This window comes from Amycolatopsis regifaucium (genome assembly GCF_001613935.1).
Classification (GTDB): Bacteria; Actinomycetota; Actinomycetes; order Mycobacteriales; family Pseudonocardiaceae; genus Amycolatopsis; species Amycolatopsis regifaucium.
In genome coordinates, this window is sequence record NZ_LQCI01000014.1 from 77,698 (window position 1) to 93,373 (window position 15,676).

The 15,676-nt window shown below is 70.6% G+C and carries 12 protein-coding genes; 2 read left to right on the plus strand and 10 right to left on the minus strand.

The genetic code is table 11. The features are described 5' to 3' along the window. Nucleotides 1-17: 17 nt before the first annotated feature. The 7 genes from AVL48_RS17245 to AVL48_RS17275 form a co-directional block, all read right to left on the minus strand. The gene (locus AVL48_RS17245) at nt 18-581 is read right to left on the minus strand and encodes a DUF5134 domain-containing protein (RefSeq protein WP_061987348.1); all 564 of its coding nucleotides are present in this window, start codon (nt 579-581) and stop codon (nt 18-20) included. A gap of 73 nt (nt 582-654) precedes the next feature. Next, nucleotides 655-1,824: a lipid-transfer protein gene (locus AVL48_RS17250; RefSeq protein ID WP_061987350.1), complete on the minus strand. Its 1,170-nt coding sequence runs from the start codon at nt 1,822-1,824 to the stop codon at nt 655-657. Beyond that, nucleotides 1,821-2,219: a MaoC family dehydratase gene (locus AVL48_RS17255; RefSeq protein ID WP_061987352.1), complete on the minus strand. Its 399-nt coding sequence runs from the start codon at nt 2,217-2,219 to the stop codon at nt 1,821-1,823. The genes AVL48_RS17250 and AVL48_RS17255 overlap by 4 nt, the downstream gene beginning before the upstream one ends. Then, a complete protein-coding gene (locus AVL48_RS17260) occupies nt 2,216-3,130 on the minus strand; it encodes a bifunctional MaoC family dehydratase N-terminal/OB-fold nucleic acid binding domain-containing protein (protein WP_061987354.1) in 915 nt (304 codons plus the stop codon). The genes AVL48_RS17255 and AVL48_RS17260 overlap by 4 nt, the downstream gene beginning before the upstream one ends. Continuing rightward, complete coding sequence (locus tag AVL48_RS17265; protein WP_061987356.1) at nt 3,127-4,299, minus strand: acyl-CoA dehydrogenase family protein; 1,173 nt, start codon at nt 4,297-4,299, stop codon at nt 3,127-3,129. Before AVL48_RS17265 ends, AVL48_RS17260 begins: the two co-directional genes overlap by 4 nt. Before the next feature lie 4 nt (nt 4,300-4,303). After that, a complete protein-coding gene (locus AVL48_RS17270) occupies nt 4,304-5,368 on the minus strand; it encodes an acyl-CoA dehydrogenase family protein (RefSeq protein ID WP_061987357.1) in 1,065 nt (354 codons plus the stop codon). A 153-nt stretch (nt 5,369-5,521) separates the two neighbouring features. Beyond that, nucleotides 5,522-6,922: a WS/DGAT/MGAT family O-acyltransferase gene (locus AVL48_RS17275; RefSeq protein ID WP_061987359.1), complete on the minus strand. Its 1,401-nt coding sequence runs from the start codon at nt 6,920-6,922 to the stop codon at nt 5,522-5,524. Nucleotides 6,923-6,988: 66 nt separating this feature from the next. Here AVL48_RS17275 and AVL48_RS17280 point away from each other — a divergent pair, with 66 nt between their 5' ends. Further along, nucleotides 6,989-8,233, plus strand: coding sequence for an alpha/beta hydrolase (locus tag AVL48_RS17280; RefSeq protein WP_061987361.1), 1,245 nt, complete (start codon nt 6,989-6,991; stop codon nt 8,231-8,233). A gap of 155 nt (nt 8,234-8,388) precedes the next feature. Here AVL48_RS17280 and AVL48_RS17285 read toward each other — a convergent pair whose 3' ends face one another. From AVL48_RS17285 to AVL48_RS17295, 3 genes are all read right to left on the minus strand, one after another. Continuing rightward, nucleotides 8,389-9,570: an SWIM zinc finger family protein gene (locus AVL48_RS17285; RefSeq protein WP_061987363.1), complete on the minus strand. Its 1,182-nt coding sequence runs from the start codon at nt 9,568-9,570 to the stop codon at nt 8,389-8,391. After that, nucleotides 9,570-12,335: a DEAD/DEAH box helicase gene (locus AVL48_RS17290; protein ID WP_082857672.1), complete on the minus strand. Its 2,766-nt coding sequence runs from the start codon at nt 12,333-12,335 to the stop codon at nt 9,570-9,572. The genes AVL48_RS17285 and AVL48_RS17290 overlap by 1 nt, the downstream gene beginning before the upstream one ends. Before the next feature lie 115 nt (nt 12,336-12,450). Then, nucleotides 12,451-14,526: an acyl-CoA dehydrogenase family protein gene (locus tag AVL48_RS17295; protein WP_061987365.1), complete on the minus strand. Its 2,076-nt coding sequence runs from the start codon at nt 14,524-14,526 to the stop codon at nt 12,451-12,453. Between the two features lie 170 nt (nt 14,527-14,696). Between AVL48_RS17295 and kstR the strand changes: the two genes are divergently transcribed. After that, on the plus strand, nt 14,697-15,344 hold the full coding sequence (gene kstR, locus AVL48_RS17300) for a cholesterol catabolism transcriptional regulator KstR (RefSeq protein WP_061987392.1): 648 nt from the start codon (nt 14,697-14,699) through the stop codon (nt 15,342-15,344). The last annotated feature ends 332 nt before the right edge of the window (nt 15,345-15,676 follow it).

A 15,676-nucleotide genomic window follows, 5' to 3' on the forward strand; every position in this document is an offset into this window, starting at 1 on the left:
AGTCCTCTGAATGTGGGCTAGACGGCCGCGCCGATCAGCATGTAGCCCATCCCGAACCCCATGATCACCCGGCACACCCGCCGCGACAGCTGCCCGGAGCCCCGGTCACTCCGCGCCGCCAGTATCCCGGCCCGCACCGCGTCCACCGCGAAATACGCCGCCACGCCGCCGAAAACCAGGGACAACCACAGCGCAGGGGTGGCGTCGGGACCGGACATCACCAGCCACGGCCCGTGGGAGACCTCGCTGTGGGGCATGAACGTCACCATGATCAACATCGCCGCGGCGGAGACGGCGTGGTGCCCGCAGGCGGCGTGCCCGGACCGTCTGCCCTTCCACCACGAGACCGCGAACCAGCCGGCGGTCAGCGCCAGCACCGCCTGCCAGCCCGCGGCGGGGATCGGGCCGCCCACCGGGCACAGCATCGCGACCATGGCGACGATGAGCAGCAGTTCGGCCAGGTCGCCGTCGCGGACCGTCCCACCCAGCCGTCGGTAGTCCAATCGGACGAGTCTCAGCACGCACGGCAGGACCAGCGCGGCGAACACCGCGGTCAGGATCCAAGCGACGACTCCGGACATGGCACCTCCCGGCCGGTGGTCCCTTCACCGTCGCAGGTACCGCTCTAGTACACCATCGGACATTGAGGTGATCTCACCCCGCGGTCAGGACCAATCCGCTCGTAGGTACGCCCGTGCCGGCGGTCACGAGCACGCGTTCCGCGCCCTCGACCTGATTGACGGCGCTGCCCCGCAGCTGCCGGACCCCTTCGGCGATTCCGTTCATCCCGTGGATGTAGGCCTCGCCGAGTTGCCCGCCGTGCGGGTTGAGCGGCAGCTTCCCGTCGAGTTCCAGGGTGCCGCCGCCGATGAAGTCCTTCGCCTCTCCCTTGCCGCAGAAGCCGAGTTCCTCCAGCTGCATCAGGACATAAGGGGTGAAGTGGTCGTACAGCACGGCGAGATCCATGTCGCCGGGACCCAGCCCGGACTGGGCCCACAGCTGCCGCCCGACGACGCCCATCTCGGGCAGCGCGGGGAGGTCGTCGCGGTAGTAGCTGGTCATCACGTACTGGTCCGGACCACTCCCTTGGGCGGCCGCCGCGATCACGGCGGCCCGATGCGGCAGGTCGCGCGCCCGCTCGACGCTGGTGACCACCAGTGCGACACCGCCGTCGCTCTCCTGGCAGCAGTCGAGCAGATGCAACGGCTCCGCGACCCAGCGGGACGCCTGATGGTCTTCGAGCGTGATCGGCTTGCCGTAGAACCAGGCTTTCGGGTTCGTCGCCGCGCGGGCGCGGTCGACGACGGCGATCCGGCCGAAGTCCTCGCTGGTCGCGCCGTACTCGTGCAGGTAGCGCCGGGCGAGCATGGCGACGGTCGCGGCGGGCGTCGCGATCCCCATCGGGTAATGGAACGCGTTGTCGACGCCGGAGGAGTTCACCTGCCCCGCCGCGGCCGAGGACACCTGGCCGAACCGCATCCCCGATCGTTCGTTGAAGGCCCGGTACGCGACGACGACGTCCGCGACGCCGGTGGCCACGGCCATCGCGGCCTGCTGCACGGTCGCGGCCGCCGCCCCGCCGCCGTAGTGGATCCGGCTGAAGAACTTCAGTCCGGGGATGCCGAGTTCCCGAGCCACGGCGATCTCACTGTTGCCGTCCATGGTGAACGAGACCAGGCCGTCCACATCGGACGGTGCGAGACCCGCGTCCTCGAGCGCGGCCGAAACCGCTTCGGCCGCCAGGCGCAGTTCGCTGCGGCCGGAATCCTTGGAGAACTCCGTCGCGCCGATGCCGGTGATCGCGGCCCGTCCGGACAGGGTCATCGTTCGCCTCCCAGCGTGAGCTCCACGGTCCCGGCCACGTGCTCACCGAGACTGTCCACCCCGGACACGGAGATCACCACGTCGTCGCCGTCCCGGTCGGTGACCCGGCCGGTGAAGGTCAAGGTGTCATAGGCGTAGCACGGGACGCCGAGCCGGATCTTGATCGAACGCACGACCGCCTCCGGCCCCGCCCAGTCGGACACGAACCGCTGCACCAGACCGGTATCGGTGAGGATGTTGAGGAAGATGTCCTTCGAGCCGCGCCGCACGGCGGCGTCCCGGTCGTGGTGGACGTCCTGGAAGTCCCGCGTCGCCAGCGCGGTGCTCACCACGAAGGTCGGGGTGGCCTCGATCGTCAGCGGCGGCAGCTCGGTGCCGACCGGGCAGTCCTTCATCGCGCGACCCTCCAAGCGGGCAAGGTCAATTCCTCGTCGACCTTCACGAAGGCCGATTCCACCGGCAGTCCGATCTGGACGGAATCGGGATTGACGTCGAGCAGTTCGCCCATCACCCGGACCCCCTCCTCGAGTTCCACGAGGGCGACCACGAACGGCAAATCCTTGCCGGGCACCGGCGGATGGTGGTGCACGACGTAGCTGTAGACCGTCCCCCGGCCGCACGCGACGACGTAGTCCGGTTTGGCGTCGAGGTCCCCGTCCGGCGGCATCGGACCGGGCGGATGCCGCAGGGTCTCGCCCCACCGCTGGATCCGCAGCTCCCCCTCGCGCAGCCCGGCCCAGAAGAACTCTGTGTCCTTGCTGATCACCGGCCGCAGCACCGGCGCGGCCGTCTTGGCGGGCCCGGCGCCCGGCGGGCGGAACTTCAGTACCCGGAACATCATGTCCGCGACGGCTTCGTCGCCGACGTACCAGATGGTCTTCGTCGTCACGAACCAGCCTTCGCCCAAGGCGGTGCGTTTCGGCCCTACAACGCTTTCCAGCCTCGAAGTCGCCGAGACGACTTCGCCGTGCCGCAGGTAGCGGTGATAGGTCTGCTCGGAGTTGGTCGCGACGACCGAGGTGAACCCGGCTTCGTCGAGCACCTCCATCATCGCGCCGAGCGGATCGTCCGACGCCCTCGTGCCGTGGAGCCCGCCCATCGTCCACACCTGAGCCATCGCCGGCGGCGCGACCAGTCCCTTGTGGACACTTTCGGCCGCGAACTCCCCGTCGGTGTAGACGGGATTGCGGTCACCGATGGCCTCGACCCAGTTGTTCACCATCGCCTGGTTGACCGCGTCACGGGCGGCCCTCGGCGCGGATTCCCCTCGCGCGGCGATCCGTTCGGCCGCTTCCCGGACGCTCATCGCGGCACCCTCGGCAGCCCGAGCCCGGCGGTCGCGATCAGCTCGCGCTGGATCTCGTTGACCCCGCCGCCGAAGGTCAGCACCAGATTGCGTTTGGCCACCACGTCCAGCCACCGCACCAGCTCCGCGGTTTCGGCGTCGGCCTGATCGCCGTGTCGTGCCACGATGTCCTCCAGTCTCCTCGCCAGCCGCTGGACGCGTTCGGAACCGACGATCTTGGTGGCCGAGGCGTCGGCGACGGCCACCGGTCCGCTCGCCGTCGACGCCGCGACCTGCCAGTTCAGCAGTTCGTTGACCCGCGCGGTCGCCAGGGTTTCCGCGAGCACGCGGCGGACGTCGGGCAGCTGAAGCAACGGGGTGCCGTCCGGCGCCTTCCTGGACGCCGCCCAGTCACGGACGCGGTCGTGGAGACCGCCGATCCGCCCGGCCGGGCCGAGCATGACGCGTTCGTGGTTCAACTGGGTGGTGATCAGCCGCCAGCCCTCGTTCTCCTTGCCCACCAGCATGTTCGCCGGCACCCGGACGTCGGAGTAGTAGGTGGCGTTCACGTGGTGCGCGCCGTCGCAGGTGATGATCGGCGTCCACGAATAACCCGGATCGCGCGTGCTCGCGATGAGGATCGAGATCCCTTTGTGCTTCGGCGCGTCCGGCGCCGTCCGCACGGCGAGCCAGATGTAGTCGGCGTCGTGCCCGCCGGTGGTGAAGACCTTCTGACCGTTGACGACGTACTCGCCGCCCTCGCGCACAGCGGTCGTCCTCAGCGACGCGAGGTCCGTTCCCGCGTCCGGTTCGGTGTACCCGATCGCGAAATGCACCTCACCCGCCAGGATCTTGGGCAGGAACAACGACTTCTGCTCCTCGGTGCCGAACGCCTGCAGCGTGGGACCGACGGTCTGCAAGGTCACCGACGGCAGCTGGACGTCGGCACGCGCGGCCTCGTCGACGAAGATGTGCTGCTCGATCTCGCCGAATCCCCGGCCACCGTACTGTTCCGGCCAGCCGACGCCGAGCCAGCCGTCGCGCCCCATCCGCCGCACGATCTCGCGGTACACCGGGCCGTGCCGCTCGCGCAGCATCGCACGCCGTTCGTCGGCACTCACCAGACCGGCGAAGTACTTCCGCAGCTCGGCGCGCAACTGCTGTTGTGCCGCGGTCAATTCGATCAGCATCGTGTCACCCCGCCACCGGTTCGCTCAGCTCGGCCAGCCGATGCGAGGCACCGCCGAGTGTCCGCCCGAGATCCTTGACCGCCGACGAGAACCGGTGCAGTGGATAGGTTTCGTCCACGCCGATCCCGCCGTGCAGGTGGTGGCAGACGGCCAGCGCTTCGGGCGCCTCTTCCGCCAGCCAGTACGCGGCGATGTCGAGTTCCGCGTCGGCGTCGAGGCCCGCGGCGAGCCGCCAGACCGCCGATCGCGCGGCGAGCTGAACGGTTCTCGAAGCCACGTAGACGTCCGCGATCTGCTGTGCCACCGCCTGGAACGCCGCCAGCGGGCGGCCGAACTGCTCGCGTTCGCCGACGTGCGCGGTGGTCAACGCGAGCGCGCCGGCGAGCAGCCCCTCGCCGAAGGCCACCGTGCCCGCGAGGGCGAAGCGGTGCAGCGTCGCGATCGACTCGCCGGGGCCGGGCCCGTTGAGGAGATCGGCGTCCGTGACGGTCACGGAATCCAGCCTCATCGTGTAATCCGGGGTGCCCGAGGAAGTTCTGGTCGGTGTCAGCGTCACGCCGTCCGCGTTCGGGTCGACCAGGAAGACGCCGGTGCCACCGGGTAGCGAGGCGGGCGTCAGGATCCGGGTGGCCTCCGCCGCGAACGGCACGCCGATCTTGACCCCGCTCAGCCGCCAGTCCCCGGCCGGCTCGGCCACGGTCGCGGGCCGGGTGGTGAACGGCGCGGAAGGTTCGTGCAGCGCGGCCGTGAGCACGGAGTCGCCCGCGGCGACCGGCGGCAGCAGGGCCGCGCGCTGATCCGGTCCACCCAGCGCACCGACCGGCAGGACACCGAAAGCCAGCGACGCCAGCGCGGGCACCGGAGACGCGACGCGGCCGAGTTCGGTCAGCACCAAGGCGACTTCGGCGACGCCGAGACCGTCACCGCCGAGTTCGGGGGGCAGCGCCAGCGCGAGCAGACCGGCGTCGGCGAGCGCGCGCCAGGTCTCGGCGGGTGCGCGCTCCTTGCCGAGCACGCGCGCGGTCAGCGCGGTGACCTCCGTCTGGGTCTCGTCGAACTGGAAGTCCACACTGGCTCCTCACCGGACCGGACGGGCACAATACTGAAACCTGTTCTAGTCTTATCCGGAAGGCGGCCGGACGGCAACCCCCACGAGAAACGGCGGCAGCGCATGCTCTGTTCGACGGCGGGCGACTTTCGGCGCGGGCTTCGGCAGTGGCGGTCACGTTTGCGCACGCGCGGCTTCGACCAGTTCTCCGAGGGCGTCGGGGAAGTGGTCGGCGAGCGGCCACAGGTCGCCGGTGAGCTCACGGGCGCCGAGCAGGCCGACGTCGACCCGGCCCGCGTTGGACAGCACGGTCACGTTGAGCCCGGCGCCGTGGAACACCGGACCGAGCGGGTAGAGCCCGGTGATCCGGCAACCGAGCAGGTACAGCGGCATCGGCGGACCGGGCACATTGGACACCACCAGGTTGTGCACCACCGGATGCCGTTCGGCGAGGCGCAGCGCCGAATACGCGCGCACGGCGAGCCCGAACATGGACGCCGCCGAGAACTGTGCCCAGTCTCCGAGCATGTCGGCGTCGATGTCGTAGTGGTGATCCTTCGACAGCCGGTTGGACTCCGCGAGCGTGAACACCCGCGCGGCGGGATCCTCCAGATGGGTCGGCAGCGACGCGAAGAACGCCGACACCTTGTTGCTGCCGTGGTCGCGTTCCGTCCGTCCGTGCACCGACACCGGCACCGTCGCCACCAGGGGGTCGTCCGGCAGTTCCCCCCGTTCCCGCAGGAACTGCCGCAGGGCACCGGAAACGACGGCGAGGGCGACGTCGTTCACGGTCACCCCGAACGCGTTCTTCACCTGCTTGACCTCGTCGAGGCCGAGTGAGGCGTACGCGACACTGCGATGGGCGGTGATCGTCCCGTTCAGCGAGGTGCGCGGTGCGGTGAACGGCACCGGCATTCCCTTGCCCTGCAACGCCTTCCCGATCCATTTCGGGGCGAGCCCGAGCAGGTCCGGCAGCAGTTTCGCCAGCTCCACGGGACCCTTCACGACCGACGTCAGTCCCGCGCCGAGCAACGCCCGCCTGCCCGGCACACCCGCGTTGCGGCGTTCGTCCCGCGCCACCTCCGGCGGCGGGGCGTCCGGTTCGAGACCGGCGAGAGCGGTGATCAGGCTCGCGCCGCCGACGCCGTCCACGCTGGCGTGATGCATCTTGAGCAGGACGGCGATCTCGCCGCCTGCCAGGCCTTCGATGACGTGCAGCTGCCACAGCGGCCGCGCGCGATCCAGCCGTTGTCCCGCGATGTGGGCACACAGCGCGGCCAGTTCCCGCCGGTCCCCCGGCGCGGGTACGCCGATCCGGTGAACGTGGGCTTCGAGGTCGAAATCCTCGTCCTCGACCCAGACAGGATGGGTCAGATTCCAGAGTGGATTGTGCAGCTTGCGCCGGAATGCCGGAATCAGCGCCACCCGTTCGGCCAGCTTCTCCTTGAAGCGCTCGAAATCGTAGCCACCGGGCATGGTGGAACCGTCCAGGACGAGCAGTCCGCAGACATGCAGGACCTGGGTCGGTGTCTCCAGGTAGAGGAAACTCGCGTCCAGACCACTCAATCTCTGCATAAGAATCACCCTAGGCGAACTCTGCAACCGGTTCTACCGCGTCACCCGGCGGTAGCATCGGTGCCCATGCAGTCTAGTTTCGTCCTCCGCCAGGCACTTCAGCTCGCGCTCACCGCGAACGCGCTCAAGCCGCCACGCGCCGCCAGGACAGCGATCCCGGCCTTCTTCGCGGGCTGGCTCACCGGGGAACTCGCCCCGCATTTGCTCGCGCTCACCGCGGCCGACGCGGCGGCCCACGTCGCGCGCCGCCGGGGCGGCTCCAGCAAGACGGGTCTCGCGCTCGCGGCGGCGTCGGCGGCCGGGCTCGGCGCGCTGATCGCCCAGTCCCAGCGGGCCCGCGACGAGATCGAGACCGCGCTCACCGAAGGCATCGGCACCGCGTACGTCGACGAGCTGGAGCATCCGCCGGACCCGAAGGACCTCGCGACGCCGTGGGGTCAGCTGGCCATGCCGTTCCGCATGCGCGACCCCGAGGTGCGCCGTCAACGGAACATCGCCTACGCCCCGGGCGGGAAGCGGTTCCTGCTCGACGTCTACGCCCCGCGCGAACCGGTCACCGGCGCGCCGATCCTGCTGCAGGTGCACGGCGGCGCGTGGGTGATCGGCAACAAGGACCAGCAGGGCCTCCCGCTGATGCTGCACATGGCCAAACGCGGCTGGGTCTGCGTCGCGATCAACTACCCGCTGTCGCCCGCCGCCCGCTGGCCGGCGCACATCGTCGCGGCCAAACGCGCACTGGCCTGGATCCGGGACAACGCCGAGTCCTACGGCGGCGACCCCTCCTTCGTCGCCGTGACCGGCGGCTCGGCGGGCGGGCATCTCGCGGCGCTGCTGGCGCTGACCGCGAACGACCCGGCACTGCAGCCCGGTTTCACCGACGCCGACACGAGCATCCAAGCGTGCGCCCCGCACTACGGCGTGTACGACTTCGCCGGGACCAGCGGGCGGCGTTCCAGCCAGACGCGGCTGAAGACGCTGATCGCCCGGCACGTCTTCGAGGCGGACAGGGATCCGGTGAACTTCCTCGACGACTACATCGCCGCCTCACCGCTGGACCGGATCACCGAAGACGCGCCGCCGTTCTTCGTCATCCACGGCGTCCATGACTCACTCGTGCCGGTGGGCGAGGCGCGCGAATTCGTGCGGCGGCTGCGCGAGAAGTCCCACCGCGAAGTCGCCTACGCCGAGATCTCCGGGGCGCAGCACGCGTTCGACGTCTTCCCCTCGATCCGCAGCGCGCACGTGGTCCGCGGGGTGGAGCGGTTCCTGGAATGGAGTTACCGCACCTGGCGGCGGCGCGGTGGGTCGTGAGTGGCGATTCGGGCCGCGGTCGCCCACGGTGGCCGGTCCGTGAAGGCCTCCTTTCCTACGCTGAAGGTAGGGAAGGAGGCCTTCACTACCGCGCCCCCTGACCGGATGGCTCACGAGCGGCAGTGCCGGTTGGAACCCACTCACGAGGCTCGATGTCAGGGCGGGTAGATGAGGTCCATCGGCCGCGTGGACGCGGGACCGTCGACCCGCCAGCCCTCGCCGTCGCGAACGAAGCGGTACCAGCGCTCGTCGCGGCCGTAGCGCAGTTGCAGATCACCTTGAGTGATCCGGTTCCGCCAGGTCTTCGGCTCCCCCGGCAGCCCCGATTCGGCTAGGTCCGCCCTCGCCCGCGAGAGCGGCGCCTGCCCCGGCCGCCAGACCTCCCGGATCACCGCCATCCCGCCCCGGCCCGCCTCACGCCAGGCCTGTGTCCAGGCGGCCAGGTCCCGCACCGGGACCCCGGCGGTCTCGGCGAGTTCGGCGATCGTGTCCGGGCGCCTGGCGGCACGGCGGGCGAGGTCCTCCTCGAACGACAGTTCCGCTCCGCTTTCGGGGCCCATGACCAGCAGTTCCCAGGCCCTCTCGGCGGCGTCGGCCGCGAGTTCCGCGAACGTGTCACTGCTCCAGCCCGTGCGATGCGGCGGGTCGACGTCGAGGACCGCGGGCGGCCCGACCGTGCCGGGGACGGCGAGCCGCGGCGGCAGTGCGGCGATCCGCCGGGTGTAGGCGCGTTTCGGGTCGACACCGGGTGCGGCGGGGGCGCGCACCCGCTTGCCCGGCGCGCTCGCGGGGGCTCGGCGGGCGCGCAGTTCCGCGAGCACGGCCTCACGCGGGCGGCCGCGCAGCAGGAACAACACGAACGGATCGGCGTCGACCTCGTCCGCGACCAGGTAGTACACCGCCGCGACGTGTTTGCACGGGTTCGCGCTGTCGGGACAGGAGCACTTCGGGCGCAGGTCACCCGGTCCTGGCAGGAGGTCGGCGCCGGTGGCCCGCGCGTCTTCGGCCAGCTCGCCGGGTAATTCGCCGTCGAGGAGGGCGGCGACGTGCCCGAGCCGCGCACCGACCATGCCGAGCAGGCTCTCCCATTGTTCCTCAGTGAACGCCCGCATGTGGATGGTCACCCGGTACGGCACGGCGCGGCTGCCCCGCACCCAGGCCGTCACCTCGCCCGTGCCGACGGCCAGTTTGCTGACCGTGCCTTTGCGCGCGTACGTGCGCCCGCGCGGCAGCCGGTTCGGGTCGAGTTTGGCGCGCTCCTCCAGCGCCTCGACCCACGCCTTGCCCCACCACGTGTTGCCGAAGGTGCGCCGTTTCCGGCCGGTCGCGCTGGGCATCAGGTCTCCCCGAGCCGGACGAGGTCGGCGAGTTCGTCGTCGGACAGCTCGGTGATCCAGTTTTCGCCCGCCCCGATGACCGCGTCGGCCAGCCCGCGTTTGGTTTCCAGGACCGCGGCGATGCGCTCTTCAAGGGTGCCTTCGGCGATCAGCCGGTGCACCTGGACCGGCCGGTCCTGCCCGATCCGGTACGCGCGGTCGGTCGCCTGGTCCTCGACGGCCGGGTTCCACCAGCGGTCGTAGTGGATCACGTGGGTGGCCTTGGTCAGGTTGAGCCCGACCCCGCCCGCCTTGAGCGACAGCAGGAACACCGGCACCTCGCCCGCCTGGAACCGGGCGACCATCTCTTCGCGGGCCTTGGGCGTACTCGACCCGGACAGCAGCATCGTCGGCAGCCCGCGTTCGGCGAGGCGTTTCTCCAGCAAGCGGCACAGCTGGACGTACTGGCTGAACACGAGCACGCTGTCGCCCTCGTCGAGGATGACGTCGAGCAGCTCCTCGAAGGCGGCGAGTTTCCCGGAGCGGCCGTGCAGCACCCCGGGTTCCTTGAGGTACTGCGCCGGGTGGTTGCAGATCTGCTTGAGTTCGGTGAGCAGTTTGAGCACCTGACCGCGCCGGGCCACCCCGTCCAGCTCGCGGATCATCGCGAGGTTCTCCCGGACCACCGCCTCGTACAGCGTCGTCTGCTCGGCGGTGAGCGGGACGAACCGGTCGGTTTCGGTCTTGCGGGGCAGTTCGGGGGCGATGTCCGGGTCGGTCTTCTTGCGGCGCAACAGGAACGGCCGCACGGTCGCGGCGAGCCGTTCGGTCGCCGCGGTGTCGCGGTCCCGCTCGATCGGCCGGGCCACCTTGCGGCGGAACCCGTCGAGCGAGCCGAGCAGTCCCGGCGTCGTCCAGTCCACAATGGACCACAGTTCGGTCAGCCGGTTCTCCATCGGCGTCCCGGTCAGCGCGACCTTCGCCGCCGCCGGGATCTTCCGCAGTTCCTTGGCCGTGACCGAAAGGGGATTCTTGACGTGCTGAGCCTCGTCGGCGGCGATCATCCCCCAGTCCACTTCGGACAGGGTCTCGCGATCCCGGCGGAGGACACCGTACGTGGCGAGCACGACCTCGTCCGGCGCGACCTCGTCGAGATGCCGTCCACCGCCGTGGAACCGGCGGACCGGGACGTCCGGGGCGAACCGGGCGAATTCGCGTTCCCAGTTGCCCAGCAACGACGTCGGGCACAGGACGAGGGTGGGGCCCTGCCCGAGCGGACGGCGGTGCAGATGCAGGGAGATGAGCTGGATCGTCTTGCCCAGCCCCATGTCGTCGGCCAGACAGGCGCCGAGGCCGAGCCCGGTCATCGTCGCCAGCCACGACAAGCCGGCCTTCTGGTACGGCCGCAGGGTGGCTCGCAGGTCCGCGGGCTGCTCGATCGGTTCCGCGGCCGAGTCACGGATCCGCTGGAGCAGCCCCGTCAGCGCCGACGGCGCGGTGAACTCGACCTTCTCGCCGTCCAGTTCCAGTTCGCCGGTGAGTGCCGCGGCCAGCGCCTCGGCTCCGGACAGCTTCTTCGCGCGATGGGCCCGCACCTTCGCGAGCAAGCGCGCGTCGACCTTGACCCACTTGCCCCGCAACCGCACCAGCGGCCGTTTCGCCTCGGCGAGCGCGGTGACCTCGGCGTCGGTGAGTTCCTCGTCCCCCAGGCTCAGCCGCCAGCGGAACCGCAACAGGCTCTTGAGCGTGAACTCGGGCCCGGTGACGCTGCCGGGTGCCTGCGTCGCGCTCGCCTTGGCCTTGAGTTCGCCCGCGAACAGGTCCTTCGGCCACTGCACCTCGATGCCGGCGCCGCCCAGCGCCACGTCACCGTGGGTCAGCAGGTCGACGACCTCGTCGTAGTCCAGCGCCAGTTCGGTCGGCGCGGCCGACCGCAGCATGCGGCCCAGCGGCGCCCACGCCCTGGCGCCGCGACGCAGACCGAGCAGCAACTGCGTCTCGACCTGCTCACCCATCCGCTCCAGTACCGCCTCGGACGCGTCCCACAGCGTCGCCGCCTCGACGATCAGGCTCGGATCGGCGGCGCTCCGCACGGCTAGGACGGCGGCGAACGCGGGTTCCTCCTCGGGGCTCTCGGCTTCCTGCACCTCCATGCGCAGGACGAGATGCGCGCCCCGCGCCTGCCGGGCGCTCAGTTCCGCGAGCCAGGCGGCACCGTCCGGCCCCACCAGCGTCGGCTCGGGCGCCGCGAACGCCGGCCCGCCCGCCGCGGCGCTGGCCGCCGGCGTGCGCACCAGCACGTCCGCCGTCGCGTCCCAGAACGCGCGGATCAACGACTCCGGCGAGTGCAGCCGGATCCGTTTCAGCCCGGACAGCGGCAACGCGTGCGCCTCGGGCGGCAGCGCGGCGGCGAGCCCGCGCAGCATCTCCTCGTCGGCGACGTCGAGCGGGCCGACCCGCCACGAATCCACCCCGCCGGGTGAGGCCGCGGGCAAAAGCCTTCCCCGGGCGATGAGGTTCACCCCGGCTTCGGCGACCGCCGCCCACGCGGCGATGGCCGGGCTCAGTTCACCGTCCGCGGTCAGCAGCCGGGGAATCGCCCGCGACAACGGGACGAGTGCCGCGTCGACCCTCGTGCGCCGGAACACCTTCCCCACCGGCAGCACGAGTTCGATCGCGGTGTCACCCGCTACGCCGTCTCCCCAGAGCGCCAGCACGCCGTCCCGAGGGGGATCCGAGGGGACGAAGGTGGCCTGGGTTCCTGTGCCGAACTCCACGACCCGCACGTTAGAGCACGGGACCGACAGGCGGCGGGCCCCGGTGCCAGGAAAGGTCCTTTCCTGGCAAATTCTGCGAGGAAAGGACCTTTCATGGCACGCCCCAGCACGGTGACCGGGACTTTCAGGACCGCGGTAGCCCCAGCAGCCGCTCGGCCGTCAGCGACAGCAGCACCTGCGTGGTGCCGCCCGCGATGCTGAGGCACCGGGTCAGGAGGAACTCGTGCTGCGCGGGGTCCCCCGCCACGAGCGCGTCCTCGCCCAGGTCCTCCAGCGCGAATTCCGCCACCGCCTGCCGATGCCGGACGCCCAGCAGTTTGCGCACACTCGATTCGGCACCCGGGCCCTGGCCGTCGAGCCGCCGTAGCGTCGCCCGGAGGTCGAGGACCGAACACGCGCTGCCTTCGGCGATCAGGCCGCCGAGGCGGTCGAGGTCGGCGTCGCCGTCGAAGGTGGCGAGCAGTTTCTCGACCCCCTCCCCCACCGCGGACCCGCTGCCGAGGGCGATCCGTTCGTTCGCCAGCGTCGTGCGCGCGAGCCGCCAGCCGCCGCCGACCTCGCCGACCACCTGCTCGTCCGGGACGAAGACGTCGTCGAGGAACACCTCGTTGAAGACGGCGTCGCCGGTGATCTCGCGCAGCGGGCGGGTGCTGATCCCGTCGGCGGTCATGTCGACGAGGAAGTACGTGATGCCCTGGTGTTTCGGCGCGGCAGGGTCGGTGCGCGCCAGGCAGATCGCCCAGTCCGCCTCGCGCGCGAGCGACGTCCAGACCTTCTGGCCGGTCAGCCGCCAGCCGCCGTCGACACGGCTGGCCGTCGTACGGAGCGACGCGAGATCAGAACCGGCCTCGGGTTCACTGAACAGCTGGCACCAGGTGATCTCGCCACGCAAGGTGGGCGCCGCGAAGCGTTCCCGTTGTTCCGGCGAACCGTGTTCGAGCAGCGTCGGCACGGCCCACGCGCCGATGACCAGATCCGGACGGCGGACGCCCGCGTCGGCGAGGGCGGCGTCGATCCGCAGTTGCTCGGCGGCCGTGGCGCCTCGGCCGTACGGCGAAGGCCAGTGCGGGGCCAAGAGCCCGCTGTCGGCCAGCGCGACGCGGCGCTCGGGTTCCGGCAGGGCGGCGATTTCGCCGACCAGGTCACGGAGTCCGGCATCGTCCCCGACGTCCACGCCCAGCGTCCTGCGGTCTCCGCCCAGCGCGAGTTCGGCGGCGCGGCGGCGCCATCGGGCGGAACCGCCGAGCCATTGACGCAGGGCCACTGCGCGACGGAGGTAGAAGTGCGCGTCATGCTCCCAGGTGAATCCGATGCCGCCGAGGACCTGGATGCAATCCTTCGCGTTGGCCACCGCCGCGTCGAGGGCGTAGGCCGCCGCCGTCGCGGCCGCGAGCGGATGCTGCGCCGGGTTTTCGGCGGCCCTCGCCGCGTCCCACGCGAGCGCGTCGGCGGCTTCGGCCCGGCAGAGCATTTCCGCGCAAAGATGCTTGATCGCCTGGAACGACCCGATGGGGCGACCGAACTGCTCTCGCACCTTCGCGTACTCGACGGCGGTCCGGAGACACCACCGGGCGACCCCGGCGGCTTCGGCGGCACCGAGGGTGGCGGCGTAGTCGTCGACGGGCAGTGACTCGAAGATCGCTTCGGGGCGCACCTCCGCGCACCGGACCCGGCCGACCGGACGGGAGACGTCGAACGGGTCGCACTGCTCGATGTCCACACCGGACGTCCCAGGTGGAATGAGCACGGAGAGATCGCCCGCGACGATCAGCAGCCATGCCGACGGGTGTACGTCGAGCGCCGGTCCCGACTCACCGCCGACGACCGAGTCGGACACGAGAAAACCCGGACCGAGCACCACCGCCAGCTGCGCGGTGCCCTCCGCGAGTCCGGGCAAGATCTCCTTGGCGGCCTCGGGAACCGTCGCGAGCACCGCGGCGCCCAACGCCGTTCCGAGCACAGGGCCGGGCACGAGTGCTTCGGCCGCTTCGGCGAGCCCGGCGGCCAGGTCGGCGAGCGTGCCACCCGCGCCGCCGGCGTCCTCGGGGATCGCGACGCCGAACAGGCCGAGTTCCGCCAGTCCCGGCGGCGGCTCGGCGATCCGTCCGCTTCGGACGGCGTCGACCGGCCGGGCGGAAGCCGCCCATGCCCTGATCGACGCGGCCAGCGCCGCCTGTTCCTCGGTGAGCGCGATCGACACGGGTGGGACCTCCTCGCGGTGACCTACCCGCGAGTGTAGAACGTGTTACAGTTTCTTGCCCAGTGGGTCGCGACTTGAACCGTTGGTCCGCTTAGGTACGCTACGCGGAGAAGTGGAACAAGTTCCGAAGCTCGGTTGGGTAGAGCGGTTCGACGAAGGGGGACGTGGCGATGCCAGGGAAGGCCAAGGCACCCACGAGCGCGAAGGCGCGAAGCGGCAACGGTCTCTCCGCGCTGGGCGGCGAAGAGCTCGGCTCCGCGGCACAACGCGACCGGCGTCGCCGCATCATCGACGCGACCCTGAGCCTCGCCGCGAAAGGCGGGTACGACGCGGTCCAGATGCGGGCCGTCGCCGAGAAGGCGGACGTCGCGCTCGGCACGCTGTACCGCTACTTCCCCTCGAAGATCCACCTGCTCGTCTCCGGGCTGGCCAGGGAATTCGAACGCGCGCAGGAAAAACTCGAGCGCGCCGCCATCCCCGGTGACACCCCGAGCGAGCGGCTGATGTTCGTCCTCGGCCGCAACACCCGGCTGATGCAGCGCGACCCGCACCTGACCGAGGCCATGGTCCGCGCGTTCATGTTCGCCGACACCACCGCGGCCGCCGAGGTGGAGCAGGTCGGGCGGCTGATGGAGAACATGTTCGCCAAGGCCATGGGCATCGAGGACCCGACCGAGGCCGACCGCGACATCTTCCACGTCATCGCCGACGTCTGGATGGCGAACCTGGTCGCCTGGGTGACCCGGCGCGCTTCGGCGGCGGACGTGGCGAACCGGCTGGAACTTTCGGTGCACCTGCTGCTGGACAAGAACGACTGAGCGGGCCCGCACTCCCCGTGAGATGAAGGACGCTTTCCTGGCAAATTTTGCTATGAAAGCGTCCTTCATCTCACGTACCCCTCTAGGCCGGGGCGACCCGAGGCCCCGCAGTAGTCGTGAGTCTCATGGCGCGCCGTGCCCCGGCGCGAACCCTCGAAGTACATGATGGCCCCCTTCCTTGCGCCTAGCGCAAGGAAGGAGGCCATCATGTACTGGGGAAGGTGTGACCGGTGGCGCCGAATCCCCCGGTGAGCCCTCGCGCCACAGGACTCTGTCACGCCACGTTTGCCTTACCCCTCAACAACCCTTATCAGCACGACCGCTTCCGAAGC

Bases quoted from the DNA above. Each gene is read 5' to 3' on its own strand.
- AVL48_RS17245 (WP_061987348.1), bottom strand. From the start codon at position 581: ATGTCCGGAGTCGTCGCTTGGATCCTGACCGCGGTGTTCGCCGCGCTG.
- AVL48_RS17250 (WP_061987350.1), bottom strand. From the start codon at position 1,824: ATGACCCTGTCCGGACGGGCCGCGATCACCGGCATCGGCGCGACGGAG.
- AVL48_RS17255 (WP_061987352.1), bottom strand. From the start codon at position 2,219: ATGAAGGACTGCCCGGTCGGCACCGAGCTGCCGCCGCTGACGATCGAG.
- AVL48_RS17260 (WP_061987354.1), bottom strand. From the start codon at position 3,130: ATGAGCGTCCGGGAAGCGGCCGAACGGATCGCCGCGCGAGGGGAATCC.
- AVL48_RS17265 (WP_061987356.1), bottom strand. From the start codon at position 4,299: ATGCTGATCGAATTGACCGCGGCACAACAGCAGTTGCGCGCCGAGCTG.
- AVL48_RS17275 (WP_061987359.1), bottom strand. From the start codon at position 6,922: ATGCAGAGATTGAGTGGTCTGGACGCGAGTTTCCTCTACCTGGAGACA.
- AVL48_RS17280 (WP_061987361.1), top strand. From the start codon at position 6,989: ATGCAGTCTAGTTTCGTCCTCCGCCAGGCACTTCAGCTCGCGCTCACC.
- AVL48_RS17285 (WP_061987363.1), bottom strand. From the start codon at position 9,570: ATGCCCAGCGCGACCGGCCGGAAACGGCGCACCTTCGGCAACACGTGG.
- kstR (WP_061987392.1), top strand. From the start codon at position 14,697: ATGCCAGGGAAGGCCAAGGCACCCACGAGCGCGAAGGCGCGAAGCGGC.